This window comes from Nonomuraea sp. NPDC049480 (genome assembly GCF_044465905.1).
GTDB lineage: Bacteria > Actinomycetota > Actinomycetes > Streptosporangiales > Streptosporangiaceae > Nonomuraea.
On sequence record NZ_JBITMD010000026.1, the window covers coordinates 140,199 to 166,221 of the forward strand.

At 67.2% G+C, this 26,023-nt stretch carries 27 protein-coding genes; 7 read left to right on the forward strand and 20 right to left on the reverse strand.

The features are described from left to right. Positions 1-240 precede the first annotated feature (240 nt). Entirely contained in the window at positions 241-597 is a 357-nt protein-coding gene (locus tag ACIBX3_RS48195; RefSeq protein WP_397127436.1) for a hypothetical protein, read from the reverse strand. A 1,025-nt stretch (positions 598-1,622) separates the two neighbouring features. Beyond that, positions 1,623-2,183: a DUF5994 family protein gene (locus tag ACIBX3_RS48200; protein WP_397127437.1), complete on the reverse strand. Its 561-nt coding sequence runs from the start codon at positions 2,181-2,183 to the stop codon at positions 1,623-1,625. A gap of 385 nt (positions 2,184-2,568) precedes the next feature. Here ACIBX3_RS48200 and ACIBX3_RS48205 point away from each other — a divergent pair, with 385 nt between their 5' ends. Beyond that, positions 2,569-3,420, forward strand: coding sequence for a universal stress protein (locus tag ACIBX3_RS48205; RefSeq protein WP_397127438.1), 852 nt, complete (start codon positions 2,569-2,571; stop codon positions 3,418-3,420). Between the two features lie 59 nt (positions 3,421-3,479). On the opposite strand, the gene ACIBX3_RS48210 is transcribed toward ACIBX3_RS48205, so the two are convergent. From ACIBX3_RS48210 to ACIBX3_RS48235, 6 genes are all read right to left on the reverse strand, one after another. Then, positions 3,480-3,683 (reverse strand): hypothetical protein, encoded by a 204-nt coding sequence (locus ACIBX3_RS48210; protein WP_397127439.1) that lies wholly within the window; start codon positions 3,681-3,683, stop codon positions 3,480-3,482. Next, positions 3,680-4,306: a hypothetical protein gene (locus tag ACIBX3_RS48215; RefSeq protein ID WP_397127440.1), complete on the reverse strand. Its 627-nt coding sequence runs from the start codon at positions 4,304-4,306 to the stop codon at positions 3,680-3,682. Before ACIBX3_RS48215 ends, ACIBX3_RS48210 begins: the two co-directional genes overlap by 4 nt. A 190-nt stretch (positions 4,307-4,496) precedes the next feature. Continuing rightward, positions 4,497-4,757: a hypothetical protein gene (locus tag ACIBX3_RS48220; protein WP_397127441.1), complete on the reverse strand. Its 261-nt coding sequence runs from the start codon at positions 4,755-4,757 to the stop codon at positions 4,497-4,499. A gap of 56 nt (positions 4,758-4,813) precedes the next feature. Continuing rightward, on the reverse strand, positions 4,814-5,098 hold the full coding sequence (locus ACIBX3_RS48225; RefSeq protein ID WP_397127442.1) for a GlsB/YeaQ/YmgE family stress response membrane protein: 285 nt from the start codon (positions 5,096-5,098) through the stop codon (positions 4,814-4,816). Positions 5,099-5,293: 195 nt separating this feature from the next. Further along, entirely contained in the window at positions 5,294-6,265 is a 972-nt protein-coding gene (locus ACIBX3_RS48230) for a LysR family transcriptional regulator (RefSeq protein ID WP_397127443.1), read from the reverse strand. Positions 6,266-6,660: 395 nt separating this feature from the next. Then, on the reverse strand, positions 6,661-6,945 hold the full coding sequence (locus ACIBX3_RS48235) for a UBP-type zinc finger domain-containing protein (protein ID WP_397127444.1): 285 nt from the start codon (positions 6,943-6,945) through the stop codon (positions 6,661-6,663). Between the two features lie 410 nt (positions 6,946-7,355). Here ACIBX3_RS48235 and ACIBX3_RS48240 point away from each other — a divergent pair, with 410 nt between their 5' ends. Beyond that, the gene (locus ACIBX3_RS48240; RefSeq protein ID WP_397127445.1) at positions 7,356-7,520 is read left to right on the forward strand and encodes a hypothetical protein; all 165 of its coding nucleotides are present in this window, start codon (positions 7,356-7,358) and stop codon (positions 7,518-7,520) included. 30 nt (positions 7,521-7,550) lie between these two features. Here the strand turns inward: ACIBX3_RS48240 and ACIBX3_RS48245 are convergent, their stop codons facing one another. From ACIBX3_RS48245 to ACIBX3_RS48255, 3 genes are all read right to left on the reverse strand, one after another. Next, complete coding sequence (locus ACIBX3_RS48245; RefSeq protein ID WP_397127446.1) at positions 7,551-7,814, reverse strand: hypothetical protein; 264 nt, start codon at positions 7,812-7,814, stop codon at positions 7,551-7,553. A 266-nt stretch (positions 7,815-8,080) separates the two neighbouring features. After that, positions 8,081-9,325, reverse strand: coding sequence for a PP2C family protein-serine/threonine phosphatase (locus tag ACIBX3_RS48250; protein ID WP_397127447.1), 1,245 nt, complete (start codon positions 9,323-9,325; stop codon positions 8,081-8,083). Positions 9,326-9,463: 138 nt separating this feature from the next. Next, positions 9,464-9,724 (reverse strand): hypothetical protein, encoded by a 261-nt coding sequence (locus ACIBX3_RS48255; RefSeq protein WP_397127448.1) that lies wholly within the window; start codon positions 9,722-9,724, stop codon positions 9,464-9,466. 155 nt (positions 9,725-9,879) lie between these two features. On the opposite strand from ACIBX3_RS48255, the gene ACIBX3_RS48260 reads away from it, so the two are divergent. Further along, complete coding sequence (locus ACIBX3_RS48260) at positions 9,880-10,113, forward strand: class I SAM-dependent methyltransferase (protein ID WP_397127449.1); 234 nt, start codon at positions 9,880-9,882, stop codon at positions 10,111-10,113. Positions 10,114-10,211: 98 nt separating this feature from the next. On the opposite strand, the gene ACIBX3_RS48265 is transcribed toward ACIBX3_RS48260, so the two are convergent. Beyond that, positions 10,212-10,478 carry a hypothetical protein gene (locus ACIBX3_RS48265; RefSeq protein ID WP_397127450.1) on the reverse strand — a complete coding sequence of 89 codons (267 nt, stop codon included), beginning with the start codon at positions 10,476-10,478 and terminating at the stop codon, positions 10,212-10,214. 408 nt (positions 10,479-10,886) lie between these two features. Next, the gene (locus ACIBX3_RS48270; RefSeq protein WP_397127451.1) at positions 10,887-11,888 is read right to left on the reverse strand and encodes an acyl-CoA desaturase; all 1,002 of its coding nucleotides are present in this window, start codon (positions 11,886-11,888) and stop codon (positions 10,887-10,889) included. A gap of 480 nt (positions 11,889-12,368) precedes the next feature. On the opposite strand from ACIBX3_RS48270, the gene ACIBX3_RS48275 reads away from it, so the two are divergent. Beyond that, complete coding sequence (locus ACIBX3_RS48275) at positions 12,369-13,340, forward strand: acyl-CoA desaturase (RefSeq protein WP_397127452.1); 972 nt, start codon at positions 12,369-12,371, stop codon at positions 13,338-13,340. 279 nt (positions 13,341-13,619) lie between these two features. Here the strand turns inward: ACIBX3_RS48275 and ACIBX3_RS48280 are convergent, their stop codons facing one another. The 3 genes from ACIBX3_RS48280 to ACIBX3_RS48290 form a co-directional block, all read right to left on the reverse strand. After that, a complete protein-coding gene (locus ACIBX3_RS48280; RefSeq protein WP_397127453.1) occupies positions 13,620-14,399 on the reverse strand; it encodes a transglutaminase family protein in 780 nt (259 codons plus the stop codon). Positions 14,400-14,679: 280 nt separating this feature from the next. Continuing rightward, positions 14,680-15,225, reverse strand: a complete 546-nt coding sequence (locus ACIBX3_RS48285) for a hypothetical protein (RefSeq protein ID WP_397127454.1) — start codon at positions 15,223-15,225, stop codon at positions 14,680-14,682. A 411-nt stretch (positions 15,226-15,636) separates the two neighbouring features. Then, entirely contained in the window at positions 15,637-16,431 is a 795-nt protein-coding gene (locus ACIBX3_RS48290; protein ID WP_397127455.1) for a hypothetical protein, read from the reverse strand. A gap of 514 nt (positions 16,432-16,945) precedes the next feature. Between ACIBX3_RS48290 and ACIBX3_RS48295 the strand changes: the two genes are divergently transcribed. Then, on the forward strand, positions 16,946-17,275 hold the full coding sequence (locus ACIBX3_RS48295; RefSeq protein WP_397127456.1) for a hypothetical protein: 330 nt from the start codon (positions 16,946-16,948) through the stop codon (positions 17,273-17,275). A gap of 480 nt (positions 17,276-17,755) precedes the next feature. Here the strand turns inward: ACIBX3_RS48295 and ACIBX3_RS48300 are convergent, their stop codons facing one another. Both ACIBX3_RS48300 and ACIBX3_RS48305 read right to left on the reverse strand, forming a co-directional pair. Further along, the gene (locus ACIBX3_RS48300; protein WP_397127457.1) at positions 17,756-18,391 is read right to left on the reverse strand and encodes a class I SAM-dependent methyltransferase; all 636 of its coding nucleotides are present in this window, start codon (positions 18,389-18,391) and stop codon (positions 17,756-17,758) included. A 98-nt stretch (positions 18,392-18,489) separates the two neighbouring features. Next, the gene (locus ACIBX3_RS48305; protein WP_397127458.1) at positions 18,490-20,073 is read right to left on the reverse strand and encodes an MFS transporter; all 1,584 of its coding nucleotides are present in this window, start codon (positions 20,071-20,073) and stop codon (positions 18,490-18,492) included. 316 nt (positions 20,074-20,389) lie between these two features. Between ACIBX3_RS48305 and ACIBX3_RS48310 the strand changes: the two genes are divergently transcribed. Together ACIBX3_RS48310 and ACIBX3_RS48315 are read left to right on the forward strand one after the other, a co-directional pair. Then, positions 20,390-21,100, forward strand: coding sequence for a TetR/AcrR family transcriptional regulator (locus tag ACIBX3_RS48310; RefSeq protein ID WP_397127459.1), 711 nt, complete (start codon positions 20,390-20,392; stop codon positions 21,098-21,100). A gap of 107 nt (positions 21,101-21,207) precedes the next feature. Beyond that, entirely contained in the window at positions 21,208-22,257 is a 1,050-nt protein-coding gene (locus ACIBX3_RS48315) for an amidohydrolase family protein (protein ID WP_397127460.1), read from the forward strand. 1,016 nt (positions 22,258-23,273) lie between these two features. On the opposite strand, the gene ACIBX3_RS48320 is transcribed toward ACIBX3_RS48315, so the two are convergent. Both ACIBX3_RS48320 and ACIBX3_RS48325 read right to left on the reverse strand, forming a co-directional pair. Continuing rightward, on the reverse strand, positions 23,274-23,816 hold the full coding sequence (locus tag ACIBX3_RS48320) for a histidine kinase dimerization/phospho-acceptor domain-containing protein (RefSeq protein WP_397127461.1): 543 nt from the start codon (positions 23,814-23,816) through the stop codon (positions 23,274-23,276). 116 nt (positions 23,817-23,932) lie between these two features. Further along, positions 23,933-25,483, reverse strand: a complete 1,551-nt coding sequence (locus ACIBX3_RS48325; protein ID WP_397127462.1) for a M28 family metallopeptidase — start codon at positions 25,481-25,483, stop codon at positions 23,933-23,935. Positions 25,484-26,023 lie beyond the last annotated feature (540 nt).

A 26,023-nucleotide genomic window follows, 5' to 3' on the forward strand; every position in this document is an offset into this window, starting at 1 on the left:
CCTGTGGTCGCGCGAGGGAGCGCCCCAGCCCGCGCCCTCGAACTGGAACTACAGCGCCATCGGCTCGATCTTCACCAACGCCCGGCCAGACAGGTCTCTCGCTTCGGGGGTAACTTGGGCGCCCGCGCCGAACCCGCAGCGGTCTCACCGTGCGGGGGCATGCCCACGCTGCTGAGCAACACCCTTGAGGCCCCCGAAGCCGCGTCTATCCATCGCAGGGAAATCGCTGCCCTTGTGGCGCTAGTCACCTGCTCCCTCATCGGGCTGCCTACCACCCACGCTGGTGTCGAGGAGGTAGGCCCCGGCATCGTGCAGGGTGATGCCATAGCCCGGCGCCTGGTCAGAAGGCGACCACTCGTTCGTCGCGCCGATCGCCTTGAAGCGGGTGTCGCGGGTCGGGCCGTCGCCGACGAGGTGGCCGCGCAGATGGCCGGCACGGTCGTACACGGCCCACCGGCCGGCGCCCACCTGCGGCATGGCGTCCGGGTTGTCCTTGAGCCACTGCGCGTTGGCCGCGTGATCGGGCCACTCGTCGGCCCCGTTCGTCTGGGAGGGGTCGCCTATGGCATGATCTTCGGTTTTGCGAGCACCACTCATGTTGCGTCTCGCTCTCTGATTGTGGCTGTTGCCCCCGAGACATCGGAGAAGCACTTTCAGCCTAGGAATACAAGGTATGGCACAGATCGCACGCAGCCCGACATCGTTGGATGCGCCTCCAGGAGCTTGATCCCACTCGAGCTGCCCTGTCGAGGGCATCAGACGCGAGGTAAGTGCCGGACAGAAGCTGGGACGGACAGCCGATCCGATGTTCGGTCGGCCAGCCCGCCGCGAGCGACGTTCACGTCCGCCTGCCCACCGCCCTGCCGATACCTGCGGTCCCATCGGCGACCAGCACTGTCCTGCCGGTCACGGTCCGTTGCAGATCCGCTCCATGGCCTGATCCCACCCGGCGCCGCACAACCTCACGCCCCGCGCCCAGGCGACGCGGGGCACCCTCCGCCCCCGGCCCCACCGGGCCGGCGGGTCAGCGTCCGGAGGGACACGCTCACACGGACCAGCGCGTGCTGCCCCGCGCGGCCCGCCGGCACCAGGGCGCGGGCTTCCACCTGCACGCCCACGCCACCCCACCACGGTGGGAACACATCCTCAGCCCGGAAACCACAACCGGACCAAGGAGTGCTTAGCTGATCAGAGACGCTCTCTGCTCGGGACGGCGCCGCCGCCTGGGTCGTCTCCGCCGGGATCGAGCCGGGACGAGCAGTGCGACCAGACCGCCGCCGCCCCAAGTCCATGTTTTCGCCGCCGGCCCGCCAGCTGAACCAGGCGCTGCCGCTGAACAGGATCCCGACAATCAGGAAGCGCGGGATGGCCGGGAGCCACTTCACCAGAAGAGACCACGGTGCAGTTGCGCTGGATACTCGACCTTCAGTCCGGCCGGATGGCCGGCAGTCTCCCGCAGCGCGAACGCGCGGCCGGGACTCGGCCAGACGAGCAGGCCTGCTCATTCTCCGAGCGGAGGAGCGCGCCCGGCGACGGACGTCCCGGATCCGCGCCGAGAGATCGGGCCGTGTCCGTCTTCATCGGAAGTCGGTGACCGCCGGGAACGGCAGCACGGCGGGGGCTCAGGTGGCGGCAGGCCGTGCGGGCACCAGATCGGTAACGCGGCCGCCCTCGTTCTCCCAGGCGGCTGAGCCGTCGCGGCCGGGTATGCCCTCGTCCGGGACCGCGGGGTGGAGGATGTCAGCAGGACGGACGCCGACCGTGCCTGCGGCGGCGAGCGTGAGGGCCGCCATGGCCGGGTCGTTCGCGGTCCCGGGGGGAATGACCAGCAGAGTGATGGGCGCGGTTCCCGCGATGCTCAGGGTGATCAGGCGCGGGTCCGCGCTGCGGAACCAGCCCACTCTGACCTGGCGACCGCGGGCCGGGAAACGGCGCGGAATGTGATCCCACGCGTCCTGATACAGGCCCACACGCAGGACGGCTCTGCCGAGCCGCTGGTCGACGGCGGAGATGAGGGCGGGCAGTTCGGCGGCGGCATTGCGGGTGCGGGGCCACCACGCCCCGTCGACGGTGCCTCTCCGGTCCAGGAGGGGGTTCAGGCTGAGCCTGGGCGCGGAATGGTCCGTGGGGACCGCAGCCGTAACGGAGTTTGACGGTCTGGACGGGGAGAGGAGTGTTGTCATCATCGCTGCCTGGCCTGTCAGGCCCTCACCATGGGCCGAAAGCGGTCTATCGCCGCGGGCGACGCCAACCTGAATGCCAACGCACGAAATGTCCTCGGTATTTTTTATTGTACTTCATTTCGCGAGGAAAGGAGAGGAATTAAGTTGCCACCGGCAGAATCGGTGCTGCTGTCGATTGCAGTGATAGCCAGGTCGGCGATTGCTTGTTTCCTGTTCTCGGCCCGGAAGAGCACCCTTGGACCAGGCCGCGTTGCGGCCGTAAACGCCGGCCGGACATGGCGCTCCGGCGACGGCGTATCCACGACTCTCCGGGACGGACGTCCGAGGCCGGCACATTACCGCTTCGAATGATGAGTAAATAGATGGCCCAAAATCTGGAGGAGCCATGAATCGTGTCATTGTCGTGGGCGCCGACGGTTCGGCCGCTGCGACCGCGGCCGTCGAGTGGGCGGCCGACGACACCGCACGCTCGGAGGCCCGGCTGCGCATCGTCCACGTCGTGGACCGTTCACCGTACGAGACCGCGAAGTTCTCCAACCCGGGTCCGGGCGATGCCGTCGCCCTCAGCGCGGAGAGCGTGCTGGCCGATGCCGAGGCGGTCGCGCGCAAGCGACAGCCCGGCATCGAGGTCGCCAGCGAGTTGTTTCAGGGCTCCGCTGCGGCGGTGTTACGGACTCACGCCGGCAAAGCCGCCGAGATCGTGATCGGTGGCAGAGGCATTGGCGGCTTCCCCGGGGCCGTTCTGGGCTCGGTGAGCACCCACGTAGCCGGACATGCGCACGGCCCGGTGGTCGTCGTCCGCTCCGATCCCGACACCGCCCACGGGGAGATCGTCATCGGGCTCGACGACTATCACGCCGGCGAACCAGCCCTCGCCTACGCTTTCGAGCAGGCGATACTCCGCGCGAGCACGCTGCGCGCCGTCTACGCGTGGCAACCACCGGCACACGCCCACATCCCCGAAAGCGCTCATGACCTGGACGAGATCCACGCCGCCCGGTGCTGGATCGCGGCAGGCGTCCTCCAGAGGCGGCGGCAGCAATATCCGCAGGTTCAGGTGATCGAGGACGTCCGGCGCGCCCACCCTGTCGACGCTCTCGCCAGCGTTTCCGCCAAGGCGGATCTGGTCGTCGTGGGCTCTCAGGGCCGAGGGGCGATCGGCACCGTGATGCTTGGATCCGTCACCCTCGGCGTTCTGTACCACGCGCGCAGCTCCGTCGCGGTGGTGCGGCCATAAGGCGTCCTGCTCGCCCTGGCCGGAGATGTGATACCCGACCCGGCGGCCGTCGGGGTGGATCAGTCGGCAGGATCGCTGTTGAGCAGCGGCTCGGACGGCACCGGCGGTGCGTCGGACTGGACCGCAAGGCCGAAAACGAGCTTGTCGGACGGTGGTGGCAGCCTGCTCTTGCCGTCCTTGCCGCGCCTCAGCACGGATTCAGGCGGGAGCGGTGGCAGGTCGGCGGTTTCGCCGAGACGTTCGTCGTCATTGTGCATTTTCATGCAGCGTCACCTTGTCTCGAGTCGTTTCGGGAGTCTCCCTGAGATGTCGGCTGGTCGTCGCGGGTGTGGTCGGCGAGTCGAGGGTGGTGTTCGCCAGTGTTGTCGAGCAGTTCCTGGAACAGGACGTGGTAATGCACCATGGCCTGCCGCAGGTCCTCGGTGGAAGCGCTGCCGTAGGCGACGCCCCCGCTGATCTCGTGAGCCTCCCGGTAGCGGTGCAACGTGCGCCCGTGAGCCGCCGGCAATACTGGTTGCCGCCGCTCGAAGTCTTCGGTGGGATATCCGCACTCGGCCATGGCGGCGGTGACCAGCCGATCGGCCGCACGTACCGCGAGGCCCGGCGCGATGGCGAACTGCTTCTGGATCGCCGTCCAGCGTTCGGCGCAGGCCTGCCGTGACTCGGAGGTGAGCGGCTTGATGGCCAAGGTGGCGCCCCGCCCTTGCCGGGTTCGCGGTACCTGCTCGGCCCCGCCGCGATTGTCTCCTTCGTTCGAAGTGGCTTGTTTTCCGCGGCCGACGCGCCGGCGAATGCCTTCCCAGCGCTGCTGCACCATGACGAAGCCGAGTGCCGCGACCAGGATCGCCACCACAGCGACGGCGACGATTGTGGTCATCGTGGGCATATCTGCCTCCAGGCGTTGTTTCTGCCCTAACCGCCTGCCGAAGGCTTAGCTCGGGTCGATCTTTCGCCGGCGAATCTAGTGATGTCAGCTCCCGCGTACGGGCGATGGCGGCGCGCCCAGCCTTGCGCGAGGAACGGTGTGACAATCGCAGCCGTTCGTCCGTCCCGCCTGACCAGCCGTCCGGCGCTGGTCAGGGCCGGCGATTGCCGGGAGGCTCTGCCGGGCTGTGCGGTGGCCGGTCATCGATGGCGTCCTGCCGGCTGCGAGCGGTCGACCGGCTCCAGCGTGACCTGGTGCGGAGCAGCAGGGGCAGCAGGAGCGCGAGGGCGCCGCCGAGCATCAGGATGATGCCCATGATGCGCAGGTTCAGGCCGCCCACCGAGCCCTCCGCCAGGGCGAAGGTGAGGATGGCGCCGAAGGCGATCACCGTGAGGATTCCGCCCATGGGCATCACTCAGCACCTTCGCCGCGGCAGGAGCGTGAACTCCCGAGGGTGCTGGGCCGGGGTCATCGGCGACCGACCCGGCGGTCCGGACGCCGACTGGTGATCAGGTGGTAGCCGCCCAGCAGGACTGCCGCGCCGACGATGGCGCACAGCCAGGTGGAGAGGTCGAAGAATCCCTGGATGCCCGAGACGTGCAACACCTGGGTGGCGACGAAGCCACCGAGCAGCGCCCCGGCGATGCCGAGCGCGAAGGTGATGCCCATACCTTGCGGGGCCTTGCCAGGGATCAGCATTCTGGCCACCGCCCCGGCGACCAGCCCGAGGATGATCCAAGCGATGATGCCCATGGCCGAACTCCTATGGCGGTGCATCGATGTCTGCACGGGATCGGTCTTCCGGACCGGTCGAAGCAGGGGCCGTGTGAGTGACGGCGCCGACGGTCGGACTCGTTCACCTCCAGCTGACACTCACGTGTGCCGTTCGGAAACAGGCGATCCAGGAAGGATCCATCTCCAGAACCGATCACAGGGCTTCGTGACGTGTCAGACAGGCTCATCGCTATGGCTGGTGGCTGTCGAAGCACCTTCGCCGGGCGCCGGGCCGGTGGCGGGGCTGATGGGTTCCAGCCAGCCGAGCCGCTCGGCGAGGTGCCGGGCGCTGTCGATGACGGTGGCGATGTAGGGAGAAGGGTTGGCGTCGTGCCACAACAGCGACCAGGGGTAGTGCGTGGCGGGTTCGATCAGGGGCCGCCAGGTGGTGCCCGGCCGGTTGGAGGTGCGGAAGGAGGAGGGGACGCAGTGCACGCAGCGGTGCTGGAGTACGAGGTCGGCCGCGGCACGGGTGCTCTCGACGGTGCCCTCGTAAATGGTGGGCGCGAACCCGGCCGAGCGGCACAGCGTGATGACGAACTGGTTGAGCTCCGGCGTCTGTGCCTCTTCGCCGAGCAGCAGGGGTTCGTCGGCGAGGGCGGCGACGGGTACGCCGTCGAGGTCGGCGAAGCGGTGGTCGTCGGGCACCAGAACGCCGAGCGGATCGAGCCTGATCAGCTTGGAGGTCACCTCGGCTGGAGCCTCGGAGGCGTGTCCGATGGCGATGTCCAGGCGGCCGTCGGCCAGTTGCCGGTACTGCTCGGGGGTGCCCGCTTCGACCTGGTGGATGGTGATATCGGGATGGTTGCGCTGGAGCTCGCGCAGGATCTGCGGCATGGAGTCGTAGCCGGCGTCGATGATGCCGGCACGCAGAGTGGGCGCTGAGGCGACGGCGTTGCGTGCGGCCTGCCCCGCCCGGCCCACGTGATCGAGGATCTGGCGCGCCTCGACGAGGAAGGCGGCGCCCGCCGGGGTCAGATGGACGTGGTGGGTGCTGCGATCCAGCAATCGCACTCCCAGCTCGCGCTCCAGCCGCTGGATCTGCTGGCTCAGCGCGGACTGCACGATGTGCTCGCGGGCCGCTGCCCGGCCGAAATGCAACTCTTCGGCCAGTGTCACGAAATAGCGCAGCTGACGTAACTCCATGCCCGCCACCCCTTCCCGCCCGGGCGGCACCCATCCGGGCCGTCTCCCCACTCTAGGTGCCATGTGGTGGTGTAGGGCCCGTGAAGGAGGCTTGGCGTCACCCGCTGAACTGAGGGTCCGGCAAACGATCTTCGCGTTCAAACCAAGATGGTAGAGGGTCTGCCAGGCTCGCTACCGTGGTGGTTCGGGGGCGTCCTTGACTCTCCCATCGGGCTGCCCAGATGGCCCACGACCCGATCGGGCTTGCCTGCAACCTGGTGATGCTGGTTGCGGCGGCGTCGCCTGGCCCAGCGCTTGAGAGCTCCTCCGTCCCGGGGAACGACGATGCGCCGTCATTGTCCAGCCGATCTTTCACCAGCCGTTCAGAAACAGACATGAAGTCTCTTTCGTCGTCTCTATACGGTCCGCCGGTGCACGTAGCACCAGCGCCAGGTCGAGCCTGGGTCTAGAGCGGCGACCACCGGGTGGTCGGTCTCCTGGTAGTGGGCGCGGGCATGCCCCCCGTGCGAATCGTCGCTGCAGGCCACCCACCCGCAGGTCAGACACACCAGCAACCGCGTCCAGGTCCGGCCGAGAGCCAGACATTCCTTGCATTCGGGCAACCCGGGCTCCACGGCCGGAAGCAGGTCGACATGGTCGCATCGCGGTGCCTGACCGTTCAGGCCGGCACGCGCGGTCACGTTCGTTCCTTCTGCGTCCAGGGTCATCACGACCCCCTCACGGTGACAGCGACGCAAGCTGCGCCGGCTGATCAGTGCTCAGTCAATGTGCTCAGCGAGCCGGCGGAAACGCCCAATCCCAGCTAGCCTCATCACCTGTGGCGATAGCGAGCCTGTCGGCGCGTCACCGACGGGCCGTGTACGGATTTCCCTCGCGACAGACCTTCAGTCAACCAGAATGACCCTGCAACCGTCCCTCCCCAGTGCGTCCAGCGCTTCCCCGCAATGCTGGGACGGCGAAGAACCGCGCACTCACGCCAGCGGCCGAAGCATGTCGCCCCGCTGGGCGGCGATCAGCCGCGACGATGAGTCTCGCTCGGCTTGCCCACGCTCCCGCCTATGAAGGGCCTTGACCTGCCAACGCGCTCGGCATGGCCACCCCATGCCGTGGCCGAAACCGTCCCGGCGACATCCTCATCGCCGCAGACCAGAACAGCTCCGCCGACGCCACCGTCGAGCAGGAGCTGAGCCTGGCCGGTTGGGACAACGAAGGCGGACAGACCCAGCAGCTCGCCCGCGGCGGCTTCGCGCCCTGATCACGCGTTTCGGTACGGACCGCACACTCGTTACGCATCCCTCCTGGCGAGCGCGTGGTCGGCCTCGGCGCTTAGCAACCGGGCGGCGGCGGCCACCTCATCTAGCTGACCAGGCGTCATCGACTCAAGACAGATGGCGAGCCGCTGGCGGTCACCGCGGCAGGCCATGCTCGTCGCGTTCTGAAAGGCGAGTGCACGTGAGGCTGTGCCAATCGCCTTCAAGACGTCGGCCAGGGCCTGATCCATGTCATCGTTCGGATCCGGTCGCGCCGGAGGTCGATCATTCAACACCATTCACCGTGCCGTCCTTGAGAGAGGATCACCAGCATTCCAAAGTCTGGTCTTGAACAGGCACTCAAAACCTTGTTGAGCGGACACTCAAGTCGAGGCTGACGGCCGGAACCTGCCGGGAGATCCGGGAAAACCCACCTCGGCCCGTACGCGAATTTGACGCGCTACAGGCGTTGCCGGACCGGCGAAACCTCTGCTTCAGGCCTGTGACCGCATCAGCAGAAGTGGCACCACTGTCAAAGGTGTGGTCGGGGACGCGTTCAGAGCGGTCAGAGGTCGATCTCGGCGAGGTGGTCGGCGGTCCCCCCGCACCATTCGACCAGGAAGAGGCTCGCGTCATCACTTGTCGTCCCCTTCCTCTGGCGCATCAGTGTGTGAGAGAGGCTTCGCACCATCTCCTGCACGCTTCTCGACATGGGCCCGACGTGCTCGATGCAGTTGATCAGACGTTCTTCGCCGAACTGCTCACCGCCGGTCTCGTGCTCTTCGACGAGACCATCGGTGTAGAACAGCACCCGATCGTGACGCACGAGCTGGCGCGTGTTGATCTGCGGGGCGGCACCGCCGAAGCCGACCGGGAGGGTGCCCGCACCCTCCAACACCTCGAAGACGCGGTTGCCGCGGATCAGCAACGGCGCCGGGTGCCCCGCGTTGACCCATTCCAAGTAACCAGACCCGATGTCCAGACGCACCATCTGTGCCGTGACGAACTGGTCGGGACCGAACTGTTCGTTGATGGCGGTATCCATGAATTCGTACAATTCGGCAAGCCCCACGTTGGCGCGCCTGGCGTGCCGGTAGGCGCCAATGGCCACGGTCGCCAGCACAGCGGCGTTCAAACCATGGCCCATCGCGTCGATGACGGCCATGTGCAGGACTTCGTCGTTGAGGGCGTAGTCCAAGCTATCCCCGGCGACGTCATAGGCGGGCTCCATCATTCCGGCAACCGCGACCTGCGGAATGGCCATGGACAACGGGGGCAACAGCGACCACTGGATCTCCGCGGACACACTCATCGGCTCGCGACGCCGTGCCAGGAAGAACTGGTCTGTATAACTGTTCTTGGTGACGAGCATATCGGCGACCAGGCCGGCCAGCCGTCGCAACAATCGACGGTCATCGTCGTCGACGCTGCTGAGGGTCAGTGCCATCACCCCGACCTCGTCACTGCCATCGAGCAGCGGCAGGAACATCCGGATGCCGTCGGCCACCGGATGCTCCACACTCGTCTCGCTGACAAAAGCCTCACCTGCCCGCGACCCGTCAATGGGCAAGGGATCGCCGCCCGTGAGCCCCCTGCCCGGCAGCGGCACCAACATCGCCTGGTCATAGTCCTGCAGCAGGATCGACACATCCCGGCCGCCGATCCCGCGTACCTCCTCCGCCACCAGCGGAGCGATGAGCTGTGGTGGCATGGCGTGAGCCCGGTCCAGCAACTGCCCCAGCAGCCGCTCGCCGAAGCCTTCCGACCGGTCCACCACAGCCTTGGGGCTCCGCGGCACACGTCCCGTCATGACTGATTCGATTCCCCCGTACTAGATTCCCTCTCTGCCGGTATCCGGCTTTGACCCAACACCGGCCTCCTTGTGCGTGGGTGGCCGAGGACATCGTCCGACTGGCCAATGTGAGGTCATGTCGGGGCCGCCCGCCCGCTACAGGTACTGGCCCGCCTCGGCGCTGTCCGTCTTCGACACACGCACCGACACCACGTTGGCGAGATTGATGACCACGCCGTGCACGTCGTCCTCACGCTCATATCTCGCCCGCATCAACACCAGGCTGCGCCGCTCGTCCACTGCACGAGCGACCGCCGTCACCGCCTCCGGCTCCCCCTCGAAGTCCCCGCTCATCACGGAGACGTCTTCACCGCCCACCAGGCGGAATCGAATGATCAGGGCGACATTCTCAGACACGGCCGGCTCCTTTCGCCATAATCCGCAAGGAGCACCTGCCCAGCGTTGAACGATGTAGGCTGCGGGGGTTCTGAGCCGCGGTCGCCTTGGCTTCGATCTGCAAGCGGACTCACGATAATCCGGTCTTCGCCGCCGGATGTGCTGGTGACGAAGGTGTGCCGGCCGGTCCGACCGGCTCAGTCGTCGGGATCGACCAGTCGGTGAAGGCGTTGGCCTTCACCGCATACCGCACCGAGCAGCGTGGCCTGCCCAACGTGTCGTTCGTCCACGACGACCTGCACACGGTCCCGATGACCGGGGAGTTCGACGCGGTGGTCGGCCGGCTGGTGTCGAGTCGTTCCGGCGCGCCGGCCTGGACGCGACCCTCGGCGCCCGCCTGGCACAGGTGATGCGGCACGGGCTTGGCCGTAGGACATCGCCGCGCGCGCCGCCCTTGTGAGCTGGGGCTGGGCTTCACTGACCATCGCACGCGCCTTTCGTACCGATATCAGGCTGTGGGCCCCAGCCCCGCGATCCTTTGCTCGCGCACGTCCTGCAGAGCCCGCAGGTAGCCGATCTCCAAGGCACGACAGACCACATTGTTCATCTCGGCAGAGCCGTCGAGTCGGCCCCAGCCGGAGAACTCGTCGGCCACCGCCTCATCGGCCAACCGCTCGTCGCCGGCATCACCAGGACGTGGACCGTCGTAACGGATCCGGCCGATGAACTCGCTCCAATCCTCCAGTTCGGCGCGCGCGTCATCATCGTCGCTCATACTGGCTATCGTGACCCACGATCGTTGTCTGCGCGAGCTCATCCGGCATGGCCTGGCACAACGCCTCGACCAGCGCACCACCGCCCACCTGAGCTCACGGTGATGCCTACGGGGATGTAACTCAGCGGGGTAGGACCCTGTCGATGACCCATCTCACCATGCCGGACTTCACGAGTTCAGTGAAACGATCAGGTTCTGCTCGTTCTCCACGCGGGTGAGCGTGCCCCGCAGCGAGCGTCCTGGATACGCGCCGAGGGCTCGGACCGTGTCCGCCACCCCTGGTAATGGCGACTCGGCGCAGGGTCAGGTAGCGGCGGGTCGCCCGGCCACCAGGTCGGCGACGATCACCACAGCCACCGCCACACCCGTGAGCAGCCATCCCAACGGTGACACCGCAAGAGACATCGGTCAGTCTCCGCCCAGGACGCGGCCCTGCTGGGGGTGGTCGGCTCGGCGGCGCTGGACGCGGCCGGCGTCGGGCCAGTGCACGTCGCTCGCCCAGCCCAGCCGCTCGAACAGGCGGATCAGCCCGGCGGACGGGTCGAGCTGGCCGCGTTCCATGCCGTGGCGGGCGCAGCTGGGCTGGCTGTGATGGCCGTTGTGCCAGCTTTCGCCGAACGACAGCAGGGCCAGCGGCCACACGTTGGTGGAGCGGTCGTGGCGGCGGGTCTTGAAGGGCCTGCTGCCGATGACGTGGCACAGGGAGTTGACGCTCCAGGTGACGTGCTGGAGCAGCGCGATGCGGATCAACCCCGCCCACAGGAAAGCGGTCAGGGCGCCGTACAGGGTGCCGGTGATCGCCCAGCCGGCCAGGAACGGCAGCGCCAGCGACAGCGCGCACAGCGCGGGGAAAGCGCGGGTCACCCGGACCATGGCCGGGTCGGCCAGCAGGTCCGGGGCGTAGCGTTCGGCCGGCGTTCGGTCATCGGCGAACATCCAGCCCAGATGGGCGTGGGCAAGCCCCCGAAGCTGCCCGCGCAGGCCGGTGCCGTACCGGTAGGGAGAGTGCGGATCACCCGGCCGGTCGGTGAAGGCGTGATGGCGGCGATGGACGGCGACCCAGTCGATGACGTTGCCCTGAAAGCCCATCGACCCGGCGATGGCCAGCGCCACGCGCAACCACGGCCGCGCAGTGAAAGAGGCATGAGTGAGCAGCCGGTGGAAGCCGACCGTCACGCCGAGCCCGGTCACCCCATACAAACCCGCCGCCAGCAGCAGATCGGTGAACGCGACTCCCTGCCCCCACGCCAGGACGATCGCGACGCCGAGCGCGAAGAACGGCAGGATCACGATCGCCGCGGTCAGCCCCATCTGAGCTCTGCCGGCCGGAGGGTGCTCCTCCGCCCCGGGGAACGGCGACGCGCCGTCATAGTCCAGCCGATCTTTCACCAGCCGTTCAGAAACAGGCATGAAGTCTCCTTCGTCTCCTCTGTTCGGTCCACCGGTGCACGTGGCACCAGCGCCACACCGGGTCGGAGGTTGCCCGGTGATGAATCCGGGCGTGGCCCGCCCCGCGCGCCTGCCTTCGTTCCTTCTGCGTCCGGGGCCATCACGGCCCCTCTCGACGGCAGCGACGCAAGATGCGCCGAGTGGTCACTGACCAGTCAATGTGCTCGGCGAGCCAGGGGAAACGTGCGATCCCAGCAAGGCTTATCACCAGTGGCGATAGCAGGCCTGGCGGTGTATCGCCGTTCCGGTCACCGCCCGCTTGATGTGACGCCAGGCGACGTAAGAGGCGAGGCCCCACTCCCCAGCACGAAGCCTTCGCCATGAGATCGCCTTGGTTATCCCAAAGCAGCGCCAGAGGCGTGTGGGCCACCATCTGCGCGGGAAGGCGGACTGGTTCCAAGGGGGCGAAAGACGCTGCATGCGCGACGGGAGGAACCTGGCATGGCTTCGACGGGTGCAGGCGTCGTCGATCGGGAGCAGGTCGGCACGGCGCCGATCATCGACGGGCGTAAACCGGCCGCGGCGATAGTCGCGTTGTGGGTGTTCGTGCTGGTGCCGTTCGGGGCGCTCGCCGCCGCAGTGCCGGTGGCCTGGGGGTGGGGACTGAGCTGGACCGACGTGGCGATCGCGGCCGGCGCCTACGTCCTCACCGGGCTCGGCGTCACCGTGGGCTTCCACCGCTACCTCACCCACGGCGCGTTCAAGGCGGGCCGGTGGCTGCGGATCGGCCTGGCCATGGCCGGGTCCCTGGCCGTGCAGGGCTCGGTCATCCAGTGGGTGGCCGACCACCGGCGCCACCACGCCTTCGCCGACCGCGACGGCGACCCGCACTCGCCCTGGCGCTACGGGCACAGCGTGCGCGGCCTGGCCAAGGGGCTGCTCTTCGCGCATGTCGGCTGGATGTTCCAGCGTGACCTCACCAATCGGCGGCGCTTCGCCAAGGATCTGCTCGCCGACGCCGACATCGGCCGGGTGGACCGGCTGTTCCTGCCGCTGGTCGCGGCCTCGCTGCTGTTGCCGCCCGCCATCGGGCTGCTGGCCACCGGCACCTGGTACGGCGCGCTGACCGCGTTCTTCTGGGGCGCCCTGGTACGGATCGCGATGCTGCACCACGTCACCTGGTCGATCAACTCCATCTGCCACGTCTTCGGCGAGCGGCCGCTGAAAACCCGCGCCGGCGACCGGGCCGCGAACTTCTGGCCGCTGGCGATCCTGTCGTTCGGCGAGAGCTGGCACAACGGCCACCACGCCGACCCCACCTGCGCCCGCCACGGCGTGCTGCCCGGCCAGATCGACATCTCCGCCCGGCTGATCCGGCTGATGGAAAGGCTCGGCTGGGCCCACGACGTACGCTGGCCGACCCCGGCACGCCTGGCCGCACGACGCCGCGCCCCTTCCCATGACCGAGCTTGAGACGGTGCGGCTAGCCTGGAGCCGGCACGTGCCATGGCGGAATTCACGCGCGTCGCGACGTCCGGCGGGACAGTCTCCGCCCATGTGTGGGACGACGCCGAGGGAATGGCGATGTTGCGGCATTTCTGGGATACGCCACCGCTCGCTACCTGCCAGGCAGCGACCTTTATCCCGTCTCGTCACCGAGGTCGCCGCGCGCAGCGGCGTCGAGCAGGTGACACGCCGCCGGACGGCGGCGCTTCGAAGGAAGCGCGGACCTCGAGCGCCCCAGGATCCGCATCATGCCGGCACCTCCTCCGCGTACACGATCATCGATTCCAGCAGCGGCGCGCCGAAGGTGGTGACCATGGCCACGTCGGATGCGTCCCGTCCACGTCCGATCACGATGCGGCCCTTGCGCCTGCGGTTGTTGCGCGGATCGAAGGTCCACCATCGGTCCCCCAGCCACACCTCCATCCAAGCAGCGAAGTCCATGGGCGCCAGGTCCGGCGGAACGTCTACATCCGGCAAGTAGCCGAAAACATAGCGAGCCGGGATGTTGAGTGCCCGGCACAACGAGATCGCCAGGTGAGTGAAGTCGCGGCAGACGCCGAACCCGGAGGTGTTGACATCAACTGCCGTCGACAACGGGCCACTGCTGCCATAGCGAAAGGTCAGGTGGCGATGGACGTGGTCGCAGATCGCCTGTACACGGGGAAATCCGGCGGGAACGGCGCCGAAGCGCGACCAGGCTTCGTCGCCCAGCATGTCGGGCAGGCAGTAGCGGCTGGGGAGAGTGTAGATGAGGACCTCGTCGGGTAATTCTTCCGGCGGCAGTTCCGGCGCCTGTTCATCGGCATCGTCGGTGGCGTCGGGCACGAGTGCCACGGCTTCATAGCGCAGCGAGGACCGCCCCATGGGGAGTACCGCTCGTGCGCACAGGTTGCCGTATAAGTCGCGGTAGCGGCGGATGCGCAGCTGCGGCTGCGACGACCACTGCTGCCCGACGAGACCGACCGGCCCCGCGTCCTCCGGTTCTATCTGGAAGACCGTCGAGGTGTCGACCGCGGCGACGTACACGAACTCGCACCCGACTCGTACGCGTCGCACATCCACGGGGCCTATCGTGCGCTCTCGATGTTTCGACCACGTTACCCGCCCACAGCCCTTCTCGGGCTTCACGGAACTCCATCGGCAACCGTTGTCCAGCACCATGTCCGCAGCCGGTGACGACGTCGACCATGGTGCTCCTAGATTGCCGGCCCTCACCCTGGTGGCCATGCGGGCGATGTCGGTGGCCCGGCCATGGCCGCTGTGGAGGTTGACCAGCCGACCGCGCGGATCCACACCATACTCGTTCTCATACGGCACGATCTTGGACACGGCTTGGCCGGGGTCGTCCGGGTACCGGCCCGGCCGGAGGCGCGCTCCACAGTCGCCGCAGGTTGTCGATGGCGGAGATGTCCGGCAGGTCCTTGGGCCGGCGAGCACACGCTTTCCACGCGAGGACATCGCCCAGCCGCATGAACGGGATGCCGTCGATCAGGTCGGCGGTTTCGATCAGGTAGTGCGTCGACCATCCGGGTGTCCAACAGTCGACGAACTCGATGGCGAACGCTGGGTGGTTGATCACTTGTCCGTGACCGGACGGGGCTGTACTCGGCGTGACTCCGAGAGCGAGGGCGATGCCCCATGCGGCGCCGCGGGCCAGCACGTCCAGGTCGCCCATGCAGGCCCGCAGGTTGCGCACGTACAGGGCGGCGGAGCCGCACACGACATAGTCGCCGTGCGGCAGGTTCAGCCGAGCGAGTTCAGCGAACAGGCCTGCCGGGTCCGTCACCAGGGTGCGCGGCTGCGCCGCAACTGGATGCCGTGATGGCACGTCGGCGGGGTGCTGATACATCATGGGTTCGTCCTTCGGGCTTATCGGGTCTGAGGGGTACGCCGGGCCCATGGGCACAGTCAGGACTTGGCGGTTTGAAGCCGCACCTTGGGCTGCGGTCTGTCGCTGCTTCTCCGCGCTCTGCTCCGACCTCGTACCGAAGCACTGGACGCTCTCGCTCCGCCCCGCCCTGCTCGCCGAACTGCGCGACTCGCTCGCCTTCCAAGCTCTGGACCGGGCGCTCACGGCCACCACCGTGCGGATCGGCGACGTCGGCGGCACCCGGCGACGGCCACCTCGCTGGGTAGATCACCGCAGCTCAGCCGCCTTGATCGAATTGACGGATCCACCCGCGAAAGAAGCCGGACGGCCTGTTCACACACGGCCGCCCGACCATTTCTTCGTCGTGGACAAGGGTCAGCTCACCGTGCGCTGTCAGTCCTCCCAGGCGCAGATGACGTACGCCGTGACGGTCCATTCGTTGTCGTCGCCATGCATTTCGGCTGTTTCGACCCGGGCCAACGTGTTGATCGAGTAGAAGGCGTCGAGGACGATCCCACCGCGGACGCCACCGTCGATATCGAACCCGCTCCCCAGGGCTACTTGCCTGTCACCAGCACCCCCACAGTCGGCTTCGACCGTCTTGGGCTCAGCGCTGCTGGGACTGGTCTCCGAGTAGATCCACAGTCCGGGTGGCGGCTCGTCGGCGCAGATCGCGAACACCCGCAGCGACCAATCGGCGTTGTAGGTCGTAGCTTGTTCGTTCGCTGACCCGTGAACGCTGTTCAGTGACGGGATGAGCGCGTTCATCCTGGCACCGCCGCGAGCGCCTTCGAGTTGGTATCCGGTGCCGAGCAGCCACTCGCCCGGGTCGCAGGTGACGGTCAGCGCGTGATACGGCGGCGAGGACCACGAAGTTTCCAGGGAGCGCGTGTGAATGGCTCCGTGCACGGTGCCGCAGACCGCCCACGCCGTGATCGTCCAGGAGCTCGCCGTGGAGTTCTCCTCGACTCCGAACACCTTGACCTTGTCAGCACTCGGGATGATCTCGTCGATGACGATGTCGCCGCTCACGCTCTCGGGGCTCACCCAGGCACCCCCGCTGAGCACGTGCGTCCCGGTGGGGCAGGTGGCCTCGGCGCCCTTGTCGCCGGAGGTCCAGTCGCTGGTGTCCATGGCATGCGTGTAGTTGGGGATGGCCGCGGATGACGCGCCGGCCGGGACGGTCATGACGGTGACAGCCAGTGCGGTGAGAAGTAATACGGCCGCCCAGCTGTGTCTTGCTGCTGTGGGCATAGTGCCCTTTCTGGTGGGGCGGGATCGCGGGTTCTTCCCGATCTTCGGGGAGCACGATCCCTGTCTCCCTACCATCGCCTCTGGCCTTCGACCACGCTGCGCACATCTACCCGCTGGCCTGGTGCCCGTGCGCACAGCGCAGCCGCTCCGGCAGTGGCAGGATTGTTGCCACGCCAGGGAGGTCCCGGCTCAACGTCGTGAGGTCCATCCAGGCGCGGGCCCCCCGGGGCGCGCTCGCCCAGACCGTCGCCACACTCGCCCGTCCCTGTCCACAGCCGCGAAAGACCGAGTGCTCATATGCGTCCCCACCCCCGGCGTGGTGGTGACGCTGCGCTCCAGCAGGAAGTCGGCAGCGCAGAGGCTACGGCCAGCGGTAACGCTTCGCGGCCTTGCAGGATCGTCCGCTAAACTCCTGCGCCTTCGCAGGGCAAGGGATGGGAGCGCTCTCATGGGCGTAGAGATCAAGATCCTGGGGCCGTGGGAGGTCACGGCGGATGGTGCCGTACTGAAGCTGGCGGGAGCGCGGCGGGTGGGGGTGCTGGCCCGGCTGGCGCTGAACGTCGGGCAGGTGGTCACCACCGAGCGGATCGTGGCCGATGTGTGGGCCGACAGCTCGGCATCCACCGCGGGCAAGCAGCTCCACATCGTGGACCTACCACGATCTGGGCCGGCGCGACGAGGCATGGACGTGGTGGCGCCGATCGCTCAACATCCTTCGCGACGTCGAGCTGCTGACCCAGGAAGAGGCAGATCACTTCCTGAGTCAGGATGTGCCTGACATGCCCAGCCCGATCATGAACATCCAATGAATCGCACTTGAGCATGTTGAAGGTGGGAGTTACGTTACGCAGGTCTCCTGCTGGTTGCGTGACGACTGTTTGCGGCGCGTCCATGCCAGAAGGATGAGATATCCCGAAGGCGGTGGGTTAACCGCCGCAGCACGGCCGCGCCGGGAACAGGTGTGGATATGGGGCGGCGGCGGCGTGGAGCTGCCGGGCTGGTGGGTCGCCCCATGACCCGGACCGGCTTCTGCCGACCCCTGGTGGGCACGCCGATCTCGGCCTCGCGCACGGCGCGGCCGGGCTGCTCGCCCCGTTCTCCGTCGCCATCCTGCGTGGCTGCACGGTGCCCGGCGGCTCAACCTGGCCGTAGAGGGCGGCGACTCGTGGACAAGCACTGGCGTCGCCCTATGGCTCGTAGATGGCGACGAGCTGAGGACCCGCGGTTCCTCACGTACATCGCGAGTCAGAGTTTGGGACTACTCGCCCCTGACAGGCTTGCGGGCCGCGAGGCGCTCGACTATGCCGATCTTGAAGCGGTCATGGCGTTCGATGGCGAGGCCCAGCTCGCGGACGTGCGTGACGGGGCGGCGCAGGAAGTGTTCCTCGCCCAGAGGGACGGTGACGAGTTCGAGCAGGCGTTGTAGGGCGCGGGCGGGCCAGGCCGAGGCGGCGACGTGGTCGGCGAGCAGCAGAAGTCCGCCGGGCCGTAGCACGCGCACCATCTCGGCGATCGCCCGCCGGTAGTCGAAGATGGAGCACAGGGAGAACGTGCACACGACGGTGTCGAAGGCGTCCTCGGCGAAGTCGAGCGCTTGAGCGTCACCTTCGCGCAAGTCAGCCTGCAGGCCGAGGTCGGCGGCCCGCTGCCGGGCGCGATCGAGCATGGCCGGGCTCCACTCGATCGCGGACAATCGGACGCCCTTCGGGTAGTGCGGGAGGTTGAGCCCGGTGCCGATGGCCACCTCGAGCACGTCTCCGGTGGCCTGGGAGCAGATCCAAGCGCGGGTGTCGCCGAAGAAGTGCCGGTCGAAGAAGCCCATCTCCTTGTCATAGGAGCGAGCGTGCTTGTCCCAATAGCGACGAAGGCGTTCAGTGCGCTCGTAGGAGCTCATGGGTTGCTCCTACCCCACTGCAAGGCGAATGTCCGTGGGATCTGGCGGTACGGGTGCGAGCTCCGTCCGCACTCTCCGCGGAACAGGAATCGTCGGCCTCATCCGGCGCCGCCCCTATCGTCCGTAGCGGACTCCCTCGCCGTACCGGCGGTGGCGTTCTTGGCCTTCGCGGCGACGATGTCTCGTTCACGGATGAAGAACACTGCGACGACCACGCTGATCACCGAAAGAGCAGCGGTGGTCAGCGTCACCAAGGACGTTCCCGAAGAGATCGCTTTCTCCATCGTCTGCTGTACCACGACCTCGAACCCGGGCGGCGTCGCCGCCTTCAACCGCTCCAGGTCGACCTGTGCGGCAGCATCCGCAACCGCCTGCCGGCTTCCCTCCGGCAAGGCGGAATCGGCGATGACCACCTCTCCGATTCGCTCCTTGAACACCACACCGAGACCGGCGGAGCCCACCCCGGCGCCGATCATGAACATGCTCATGATGGTGCCCGACGCCATGCCGGCCTTGTCCTTCGCCACCACATTCATCGAAGTGGACAGGATCGGCACGCCCGCCACGCCACCCCCGAGGCCCCAGAACGCCATCGGCAGCACCAGGGACCATGCGCCCGCTCCCGATTCGAAGGTCTGGGCCATCCAGACGGCCGACAATCCCTTGACGACATACCCGGCCACGATGATCTGCGAAGCGGTGATCCTCGCCTGCAATTTGGCCACGCCGATGCCACCTGCGATCTGCGCGACGAAGACCGGCACCAGGAGTAAGCCGCTTTCCATCGGGGACATGCCGAGAGCGGCCTGGAAATAGAAGATGAAGTAGACGGCGCCGCCGATGGTGATGAGCCTGGAGACGAACGCGATGACGTTGATGGCCGTGAACGTGGGTATCCGGAACAGGGACAGGTCGATGATCGGCGCGGTCACCCGCTTTTCCACCGCCAAGAAGACCGTCAGCAGCACAACGCCCCCGGCGAGCTGAAGGAGTGTGGCGGCGCTCCCCCATCCCTGGTCCTCGCCCCTGATCAGGGCGAAATTGAGCAGGCCGAGCGAGAGCATCAGCAGAGCCGCGCCGGACCAGTCGATACGCCCGGACCTGGCCGAGTCCGGGCGGTACGCCGGCATGAAACCCAGCGCGATGACGAACGCCACGACGCCGATCGGGACATTGATCAGGAACATCCAGCGCCAATCGAGCGTGACCAGCAGCCCGCCGAGCACGGGGGCGATCGCGCCGGCCACCTGCAGCACCGTCCCGAAGATCGCGATGGCCATATTGCGTTTCTGGCCCTCGTAGGCCGTGGCGATGAGCGGAAGCGAGTTGGCCATCACCATCGCCGCACCGACGCCCTGGAGTCCCCTCGCCACATCGAGAAACGCCACGCTTGGCGCGAGGCCGCAGAGCACCGACGCCACTGTGAACACGGTGATGCCGAGGACGTAGATCAATCTCCGTCCCAGCCGGTCGGACAGCGTGCCGGCCGTCTGCGTGCACGCGGCCAAGGTCAGCGCGTAGGCCGCGACAATCCACTGCACGCCGGCCAGGGAACCGCCGAGGTCCCGCTGCACCTGGGGTAGTCCCACAGTGACAATCGTGATGTCGATGATGAGGAGCGCTTGTGCGACGATGACCGCCGCCAGCGTCATCCGCGCGCGACCGGCCGCTGTCAGATTCATGCCGTTCCTATCCCTTGTATCTGCCATGACCTTGCTGGTCAGTGCCCGTTCAACGCCCCGGAGTCATGCACGACGGCCAGTAGCGGAGGCTGCAACGGGCAACACCCGTGAACGTCCACTGCGGGGCGCCGTGGAGCAGCGCGAAGGCGACCAGGCCGCACGCGGCGACCAGCGGCGCCCTGCCGCCCCGGTCGAGTGGAAGTTAGGTATGCCTAAGTCAGGCTGGCACCCAGGCACCTAAAAGTCAACACATCCTGAAGTTTAAGCGTGGCCAGTGAAGCGCGTCATGGCGACTCACATGGTTACGCTGACCGCGATGACCGAGAAACAAAGCAAGTCACGCCGCCGACCGGCCACCCGCAAGGGCCGACCCACCCTGACCCGCGAGCTGATCGCCGAGCGGGCGCTGCGCCTGGCCGGCGTCGAGGGCTTCCCCGCGGTCACCATGCGCCGGCTGGCAGAGGAACTCGGCGTCACGGTGCGGGCGCTGTACAACTACGTCGCCGACCGGCAGGAAGTGGTCGACCTCGCCGCCCGGTTGCTGCTGGCCCAGTGGGAACTGCCCGAACTCGACGCCGACCGCTGGGAGGACAGCGTCCACGCCTACTGCGCGCAGCTCCGCGCCGTGTACCGCCGCTACCCCAGAGCCCTCCTGGTCTCCCTAGACGAGCAGGTCCGCTCGCTCGGGATCCATCCCAACCGGCTCGCCAACCCCGACGCGTTCCTCGGCATGCTCCGCCGCATCGGGCTCGCCCCACACGACGCGTTCCGCGTACACAGCGAGCTAGGGCTCAAGCTGTTCAGCTTCACCCTGCTCATCGACTACCCTGCCGACCACGCCCCGGACGGACCCGGCCCCCTCGACGCCGCCCCCGTGCCCGCGGCGTGGCTGGCCGCGCACCCAGAGCTGCCCCTTCCACACCTGGCCGAGGCGGTGCGCCTCACCAAACCGACCCCGGACGAGTTGTTCGGCTACCTCGTCGACACCCTCATCCTCAGCATCCGCGAGCAGCTACCACCGTCGTGACTTCGGGAGCGCCTGTTCGTCCGGGCCCAGGGCTGACAGGCTTGCCGCGCTGGTTGGCTACGGGTTCCTGCTCCATCCGTCCGGTCCTGATCCAGGCCTGGGCGCCGGTGACGCCCAATACCTGCGTTTTCAACTCCCGGGCCCTTGAGCTGCTCGACATCACGGCCGAGACACCGGACCGCGTGGGCAACGTCTGGATCGAAAAAGACGCCGGCGGAACCCCGACCGGCAGGATGCACGGCTCCGTCACCAACTACTACAACGGCGATCCCTTCATGGAAGGGCTGCTGCGACGGATCCCGCTGATCTCCATGGACACGATCCTGCCCGCCGCCCGCCTGATCAAAGCGGCCGAGATGACCGACCTCAGCGACGACATGCTCCGCGTCGACGGGTTGTCCATCGCTCGTGGCGGTCCCTGCGCGCCAGGATTGCTGCTCATGCGCCAGCCGTACACCGGCCCCTACGGCGAACCCACGACCGGCAGATCATTCGTACGGCCGGAAGGCGTCGAGCAGGCAATGCGGCACTGCCTGGAGCGCGGGCTGCGGCTGAGCATCATGGCCGCCGGTACCGGTGAGCAGGACATCTACCTCGATCAGCTGGAGGGCCTCGGCCGGCCGCCTCGCACGGCGGACGGTCGGCCATGGCTGATGGAGCACCTGGCCCTGGTGGAGGAGGATCAGATTCGGCGTTTCGCAGCGCTGGGCGTCGATGTCACCACGACGATGTCGTTCTCCTGGGGCAAGGGTGAGCTCATCCGGGGACGCCTGGGCGAGCAGTACCTGCAGCACCTCGTACCGCTGCGCCGTCTGCTCGATGGCGGCCTACGTGTCGCCGCGGGCACCTACTGGGGTCCCAAGAACGTCTTCGAGCAGATCGCGCTCGCGGTGGAGCCCACGTACGCCGCGAGCGGACGCCGGGCCGTGACGCCCGGAATCAGCCGGACGGAGGCGCTGGGGATGTGGACAAGGCAAGCCGCACAGGTGCTCGGATGGAAGGGCATCGGCTCGCTGGTCTCCGGCAATCATGCCGACCTGGTCGTGATCGACCGGGATCCCCTTACGGCACCTCTGGAGGAGGTGCCTGCCACCGCGGTGATCAGCACCGTGGTGGCAGGAGTCACCGTGAGCGGCACCCCTCTGGAGGACCTCTAAGGGCGTTGAAGGATGTGAGATACCCAGAGCAGAGGCGCGGCGGGGGGATCCCACCTTGGGCGGCCACCACGTCCTGACAGAGCAAGCGTCACTCGAAACACAGCACCTCATGGCGCAACCGATCAAGTTCGAAGAGCCCCTATCACGCCGTGCACGCGATTCTCGCCCTGCAACTCGACGGAGAGGTCAGTTCCCTTTCCCGAGCCAGCTTTACCGAGCAACACCAGCTTGGTTAAATTGAGCGATCAACACAATGCCTAGCAAATGGCCGGCCACACAGCCTTCCAACAGGCCCGGATCCGCCACTAAACTGGCCGGATTTGAACCGGCGGGAAATTCGCGTCGCAGACGGCATCTCTGGAAATGTGAGCGACAGGATCTCCGATGACCGTATCGCCCCTGCCAACAACTTTCCCCCGTGGATCCAGGAGCTTCACCGACAGTTTCACGCCGATACAGTCCGCAACGGTCCCGTGCAAACGGATCCACGGAAGAGCGGCCGGATCATATACCGGGCTTGGAGAAACTATCCGGCGATCATATACAGCCACTCCTTCCGCCTGACAACGTGTGGACGCGTCCGCACTCGCCGCGAGAGTATAGTCGGCATTCGCCGTCCCCGACGTCACGACGATATTCATGCCGTGACCCGCACATGGCGCTGATGAATTCACCTTGCCTCCGCATCCTGCGGCCAGCAGAAGCGCCATCCAAATCACCGGAACACCTTTCATCGACGCCTCCCTGAGAGGTCATGCTGAGCTGAGCAAGCGGCGACGAAACCCAAGATCTCCTGCAGGTGCCCCGTGCGCGATGTCGTTCCCGGGGCACCTGCAGGACCTCAATTTCGTCCGGTCTTGGATACGTTCAATGTGTCTCCGGCCGTTGGCTGCGGCAACCCGAGCGCTGGCTCGGGCAGGCGCTTGAGCAGCCATCCCGCTTCCGCTGCCTGCCTGCGGTAGTCATCCAACTGCTTTCTGTCAGGGCGTTCGCGGCACTGAGCCGAACTCTGACTCTCATCGCGTCGGACGGCGCCGCCTCCAGACCGCCGTTCGCTGCCACGATGCGGTAGCTGTAGTTCGTCGGCCCTTCGGCCATGCGGCACAGGTCCACCACGCGGCGCTGCACGACGCGCCCGCGTCCAGCCTGGCCAGCATCAGCAGCTCGTCGATGATGCCGGTGAGACGGTCGGCAGCGGCCAGGGCGCGGGCGCCGGTGGCCGGCCAGTCCGTCTCGTCTGGATAGGCGTTGGCGACCTCTGGCTGGGCGCGCATCGCCGAGATGGGGCTGCGAAGCTCGTGCGAGGCGTCGGCGACGAAGCGGCGCTGGGTTTCCGCGGACCGCTCAAGGCGGTCGAGGATGTGGTTCGTGGTGGCGGCGAGGTTGCTGATCTCGTCGCCGGTGTCCGGTACGGGTACACGTCTGCTGAGGTCCTGGCCGGTGATCTCAGCCAGTTCGGCCCATATCCGTACGACGGGCCGCAAGGCGAGCCCGACCACCGCCCAGGTCGTGCCCCCGACGGCCACCAGCACCAGCGGGGTGCCGAAGAACACCAGCATGTAAAGCCACGCGACCTCGGCGAGCGAGGCTGCGGCGCCGTGGCCGCACTGACCATCGGCATGCTGGCCGGAGGAGCGGGAGCGCCCGCACCACGGGGGTGCGGGCGCCCTTCGGGCTAGCTCACCGAGTCGGCGGGCTTGTGCGTGTGCTCGGCGTCGCCGTGCTTGGCGGCCGCGGTGGGTGCCGGGGCGGTCGGGATCGTCCCGGTGTCGAAGGCGTACTTCGCGGTCAGGGCCGCGATCGCGTCGGAGTTGACGTCCAGCGCCTTGTCGTTGATGTTCTTGATCGTGTCACAGACGCTGTGGTAGCAGGGGTCGAGCGGGATGCCCGCGGTGCCGCCGAAGATCGCGGCCTCTTCCTCGGTCTTGAGCTCCTCGGCCCCGGTGAACAGGCCGCCCGACGGGATCCCTACGGCGATGAACGGCCCGTAGTCGGAGCGACCGGTGAACGCCGTCGCCTTGTACGGCTGCCCGTGTCCGGCGAAGAACTTCTCGAAGTCCTCCTCGATCACGTCCGATCCAGGGGGACCCACGGTGCCGAACGCGTCACCGTCGCCGTCGTAGATCCCGAACGTGTAGTTCGGCGAGGCGATCATGTCGAAGTTGAGATAGAGGGTGATCTTGGCCCGCTCCTCGGCCGTCAGCGCGTTGACGTAGTGCTCCGAGCCGAGCAGACCGAACTCCTCGGCGCCCCAGAAGGCAAAGCGCAGCTGGTTCTTCGGCTTGAGCTTGGCGGCCTGGAGCGCTACCTCCAGGACGCCGGCAGTGCCCGAGCCGTTGTCGTTGATGCCGGGCCCCTCCTGAACGCTGTCGAGGTGGGCGCCCATCATCACGACGTTGTCCGGATTGCCCTTCTTGCTCTGGGCGATCACGTTGTAGGTGGTCCTGGTCTCCACGATCGGGTCCCAGTTCATCTGCACCGTGGTGCCCGCGGCGGCGGCCAGATCCTGGCCGACCGAGAAGCGGGTGAAGAACGACGGGATCGTGATGCCAGGCCCGCTGAGCACCGGGTTGAGGTCCACCTCGGTGCGGCCCTCCTGGCCCTCGTTGAACACGATCGCCGCACTCGCGCCCGCCGCCATGGCGTTCTCGACCTTGATGCGGAAGTTGCACGTGCCGCGCTGCATGAGCGCGATGTTGCCGGCGACGAATCCGGCGAAGTCGCTCGCCTCACAACCGGAGGTCGAGGTGTTGGCGGTCGGGCCGGGCGGTAGGACCAGGTCCACGGGTTGGATCGTGCCGGTGACCGCGCCCGAGGGCGAGTCACCCATCGCCACGTAGTCCTGGAAGAACCCGTACGTGTACGTCTTCGGGTCCGGGCTGGTCCGCTTGAGCACGGGCGGCGTCTTATAGCCGTCGAAGGTGAACTCGAACGGCTGGATCGTCACGTCATATCCCGCGGCACGCAGCCTGGCCGCTACGTAGTCGCGGGACATGTCGAAGCCCCGCGTGCCGGACACACGGGTGTTGTCGTTGAGCTTCGCGATCACCTGCAGAGCCCACAGATGCGTCTTGACGTTCTTGCCGGACACGGCCTTGACCAGCTTCCGCACGGCGGCGTCGTCGCCGTGGTAGGCGCTGGCCGGGCCGGCGAAGGCCACCGGGGACATGACGACGGCAGCGGCGGTTAAGGCGCCGAGCACGCCCTTGCGTAGTCGGGAACGCATGCTTGCTCCTCGGAACGTTGAGGGATTACCCGGGTCAAAAAATGCGCGTTTCCCGAACGTATTAATTAATCCGCCCAATAGGGAAGATTTGGGAAGTATCTGTTAGATCACGGACTTGGAACGTGCCGAGCCGGGATGAAAACAGGGATTCCACAGACCATGAGCTACGGCGTTCCAGCACGTCTCACTCCGCACCCACGTGATCACAAACGTGGTGCCACACTCGGCGGCACCCACGTGGACGCATTCCCGCTTCGTCGGCAACGTGACGGCGTACACGCTGGAAGCCTGTCGAAGGACAACTTCCAGGTTGACGTGCGCGCCGTGGACGCGCAGGGCCACCGCAGCCCGGTCAGCTTCCCACTCCTGCCGGCTGATTCCACGTGCGACGGCCGGCAGGCGGAGAACACCACCTGCCCAGCCGTGTGCCTCACTCCGTGCGTGCCGTCAGCTGACCGCCGCCGACGCAACGGCCGCTGCCTTGGCGGCCGTACGAGCTGGTATGGAGCGGAGGTTGAACGCGTACCGGGCGACGGAGTC

Coding starts and splice junctions, on each gene's coding strand:
- ACIBX3_RS48195 (WP_397127436.1), bottom strand. CDS start 597: ATGAGTGGTGCTCGCAAAACCGAAGATCATGCCATAGGCGACCCCTCC.
- ACIBX3_RS48200 (WP_397127437.1), bottom strand. CDS start 2,183: ATGACAACACTCCTCTCCCCGTCCAGACCGTCAAACTCCGTTACGGCT.
- ACIBX3_RS48205 (WP_397127438.1), top strand. CDS start 2,569: ATGAATCGTGTCATTGTCGTGGGCGCCGACGGTTCGGCCGCTGCGACC.
- ACIBX3_RS48210 (WP_397127439.1), bottom strand. CDS start 3,683: ATGAAAATGCACAATGACGACGAACGTCTCGGCGAAACCGCCGACCTG.
- ACIBX3_RS48215 (WP_397127440.1), bottom strand. CDS start 4,306: ATGCCCACGATGACCACAATCGTCGCCGTCGCTGTGGTGGCGATCCTG.
- ACIBX3_RS48220 (WP_397127441.1), bottom strand. CDS start 4,757: ATGCCCATGGGCGGAATCCTCACGGTGATCGCCTTCGGCGCCATCCTC.
- ACIBX3_RS48225 (WP_397127442.1), bottom strand. CDS start 5,098: ATGGGCATCATCGCTTGGATCATCCTCGGGCTGGTCGCCGGGGCGGTG.
- ACIBX3_RS48230 (WP_397127443.1), bottom strand. CDS start 6,265: ATGGAGTTACGTCAGCTGCGCTATTTCGTGACACTGGCCGAAGAGTTG.
- ACIBX3_RS48240 (WP_397127445.1), top strand. CDS start 7,356: ATGGCCACCCCATGCCGTGGCCGAAACCGTCCCGGCGACATCCTCATC.
- ACIBX3_RS48245 (WP_397127446.1), bottom strand. CDS start 7,814: ATGGTGTTGAATGATCGACCTCCGGCGCGACCGGATCCGAACGATGAC.
- ACIBX3_RS48250 (WP_397127447.1), bottom strand. CDS start 9,325: ATGACGGGACGTGTGCCGCGGAGCCCCAAGGCTGTGGTGGACCGGTCG.
- ACIBX3_RS48265 (WP_397127450.1), bottom strand. CDS start 10,478: ATGAGCGACGATGATGACGCGCGCGCCGAACTGGAGGATTGGAGCGAG.
- ACIBX3_RS48270 (WP_397127451.1), bottom strand. CDS start 11,888: ATGCCTGTTTCTGAACGGCTGGTGAAAGATCGGCTGGACTATGACGGC.
- ACIBX3_RS48275 (WP_397127452.1), top strand. CDS start 12,369: ATGGCTTCGACGGGTGCAGGCGTCGTCGATCGGGAGCAGGTCGGCACG.
- ACIBX3_RS48285 (WP_397127454.1), bottom strand. CDS start 15,225: ATGATGTATCAGCACCCCGCCGACGTGCCATCACGGCATCCAGTTGCG.
- ACIBX3_RS48290 (WP_397127455.1), bottom strand. CDS start 16,431: ATGACCGTCCCGGCCGGCGCGTCATCCGCGGCCATCCCCAACTACACG.
- ACIBX3_RS48295 (WP_397127456.1), top strand. CDS start 16,946: ATGGGCGTAGAGATCAAGATCCTGGGGCCGTGGGAGGTCACGGCGGAT.
- ACIBX3_RS48300 (WP_397127457.1), bottom strand. CDS start 18,391: ATGAGCTCCTACGAGCGCACTGAACGCCTTCGTCGCTATTGGGACAAG.
- ACIBX3_RS48305 (WP_397127458.1), bottom strand. CDS start 20,073: ATGAATCTGACAGCGGCCGGTCGCGCGCGGATGACGCTGGCGGCGGTC.
- ACIBX3_RS48310 (WP_397127459.1), top strand. CDS start 20,390: ATGACCGAGAAACAAAGCAAGTCACGCCGCCGACCGGCCACCCGCAAG.
- ACIBX3_RS48320 (WP_397127461.1), bottom strand. CDS start 23,816: ATGCTGGTGTTCTTCGGCACCCCGCTGGTGCTGGTGGCCGTCGGGGGC.
- ACIBX3_RS48325 (WP_397127462.1), bottom strand. CDS start 25,483: ATGCGTTCCCGACTACGCAAGGGCGTGCTCGGCGCCTTAACCGCCGCT.